The 2,114-nt window shown below is 60.5% G+C and carries 3 protein-coding genes; 1 reads left to right on the top strand and 2 read right to left on the bottom strand.

The genetic code is table 11. The features are described 5' to 3' along the window. Both AC1DS3_RS38020 and AC1DS3_RS38015 read right to left on the bottom strand, forming a co-directional pair. Positions 1-1,009, bottom strand: a 1,009-nt coding sequence (locus AC1DS3_RS38020; protein ID WP_477129292.1) for a hypothetical protein, incomplete at its 3' end; no start/stop codon positions are given. 8 nt (positions 1,010-1,017) lie between these two features. Beyond that, entirely contained in the window at positions 1,018-1,647 is a 630-nt protein-coding gene (locus AC1DS3_RS38015) for a DUF2345 domain-containing protein (RefSeq protein ID WP_477129291.1), read from the bottom strand. Between the two features lie 190 nt (positions 1,648-1,837). Here AC1DS3_RS38015 and AC1DS3_RS38010 point away from each other — a divergent pair. Next, positions 1,838-2,114 (top strand): hypothetical protein (locus tag AC1DS3_RS38010; protein ID WP_477129290.1); only part of this gene is annotated, 277 nt, incomplete at its 3' end.

The following is a 2,114-nucleotide window of genomic DNA, read 5'->3' as shown; positions in this document are numbered from 1 at the left end:
CCGTGCTGACGAAGCTCAGCGGCACGCTTGCCCCGACATGCAGTCGCAGCAGCAACAGGTCAACTCTCTGTCCAGCCATCAGGCTCACGATTGGCCCGTCATGCTCCAGGTAGCCGCGCTCGTCCAGTTCGGGCCTGCCCGAGTGAAAGGTGGTCGATTCGTTGTACCGCACGAAACGCACCGGCACGAAGCGGTGGCCATCGTAGATTTCGCGTGCCAACGGCTTCGGCGACGGCCCCGGCTTGGCAGGCGCCGCTACGCCTTTGCCTTTCGGTTGTGGCGGGGGCGGCACGGTGCACGGCTCCATGGTGCCTGGCGGCGCACTGCCGCCGCCCGCGGCCAGCTTTGCGATGAAGCCGGGATGAAACTGCTTGACGTTCGAGCCAGCGAGGTCGCGGTGGAAACCATACGCCTGCGACGGATCGACCTTGTTACCGGCGAGTTCGTGTCGCTCAATCTCACCGTTGGGTTCAAAGCCGCTGTCCACCTGAAAGCGCAGGATGGCATCCTCGATCTCGATGTGGTCCAGCTTGTCATCGGGTGTCTGCAACACGGCAACTTGGCCGGGACGTACGGGCCAGTAGGGCTTGTCGTAGTAGCCCAGCACCATCAGGCGGCGCTTGGCGCCCTGAACACCCATTTGCGTCGTGCCATTGGTTTTCTCGTCGTCGCTGTAGTCACGCGCGGTCAATTGGATTTGGGTACCAAGKATCTCCAGCTCGCCGGTCAGGCCCGGTTGCAGGCCCGGCAGCGGAATCTGACCGTTGGCCTCGGTCGTGCCCTCTGCGTCTGGTTGCCCTGGGATGCGCAGCTTGTAGCGCAGGCCAGCCAACCCGCGCTCGGCCTCAGTGCGGGAGATACCCGGAAACAGTTGGAAATAGATACGTAATGGGCGCAGCGGTAAAACCACCTTGCACACCGCGCCGCCCGGGTTGAGGGTCAGCTCGGGGTGGGGGTTGGGGGGTGCCGCAGGGGTCTTCTGCTGAGAACGTGCGGGATGTGTTGCCATGGGTGTTCTTACAGGATTTCGATTTTCACGGTTTCGCCAAACTCGGCCAGCTTGGGCGCGGTCTCGCCCTCGGCATTGGTCACGCCTTCGATGAGGCTGCCATCGGCGCGCGTAATGCGGTAGGGCTGGTACGGTGCAATGTGGTCATTGCCATCCCAATGCAGCTTGTAGAAGCCTTCGYAACCCTTGCCGAACCTCGGCATCGGCACGCTGGCAGTCTTCGGGCCGGTCAATTGCTTGCTGCCCGCGTGAACCGTCCATGCGCCACTGGTGCCGCTCTCGATGCCGCTGGGCGTCATGCGGTAGTAAGTGCCTCCAACGTTGAACACAATCTCCTTGGCGGCGGTGACTTCGATCCTGCCTTCGGTGCTGGTGACCTTCAGGGTGTTGCGCGCCACGACGTCCATTTCGTTGTCTTGCGCCTGCACCGCGACTTTGCCCTTGCGGGCGATCAGCTTCACGTCTTCGGTATGGCCGCACAGCGAGACTCCTTTGGCCGCGCTGCCGACAATGCTGTGACCCGCAGAGATAGACAAATGCTTGCCGGTGGTCAGCGCCGCATGGTCGCCGCTGTGCACGTGTATGGTCTTCGGTACCCATGCAAGTAAGCTCCGTGATGTCAGGCGCCCTCGGAGCATTCCTGACGCAACGCGAAAAAACCCCGGCCACCTTACGTGACTTGGGCTCCCGAAAAAAATCCGCTACTCCGATGAATTTAGCTTCACAAACCTATCGACTTGGAAACGGGGTGTCTATGAGACTATTCCGGAATTGAATCCAGAACGCTCCGCTCCAGGTGAAGTTGCATGATCCGCAAGGCCATGAGGCTTGAACCTGATGTACCTTGCGCCAGTGCTGGCGCACCGATCCGCAAGTGATTTTCACAAATACCAGGACGGTATCCTGCAGCGAGAAACGCTATGCCGCAATCGGACAAGTATGAAATTCGATGAGAAGTTTGGCGATGAGGGTGGCTATGAAACGATCAGAAAAGCGGCTACCGTTCGGTTCATTCAGCACACTGTGGGTACTCCGGCGCGAGCAGGCATGCTGCACCATCGAGGATGTGGAAGCGTTCTAACTTCCTACGGGACACCCTGCCACC

Source organism: Cupriavidus sp. 01L46, assembly GCF_056399905.1.
This window is presented reverse-complemented; position numbering and strand designations above follow the sequence as displayed.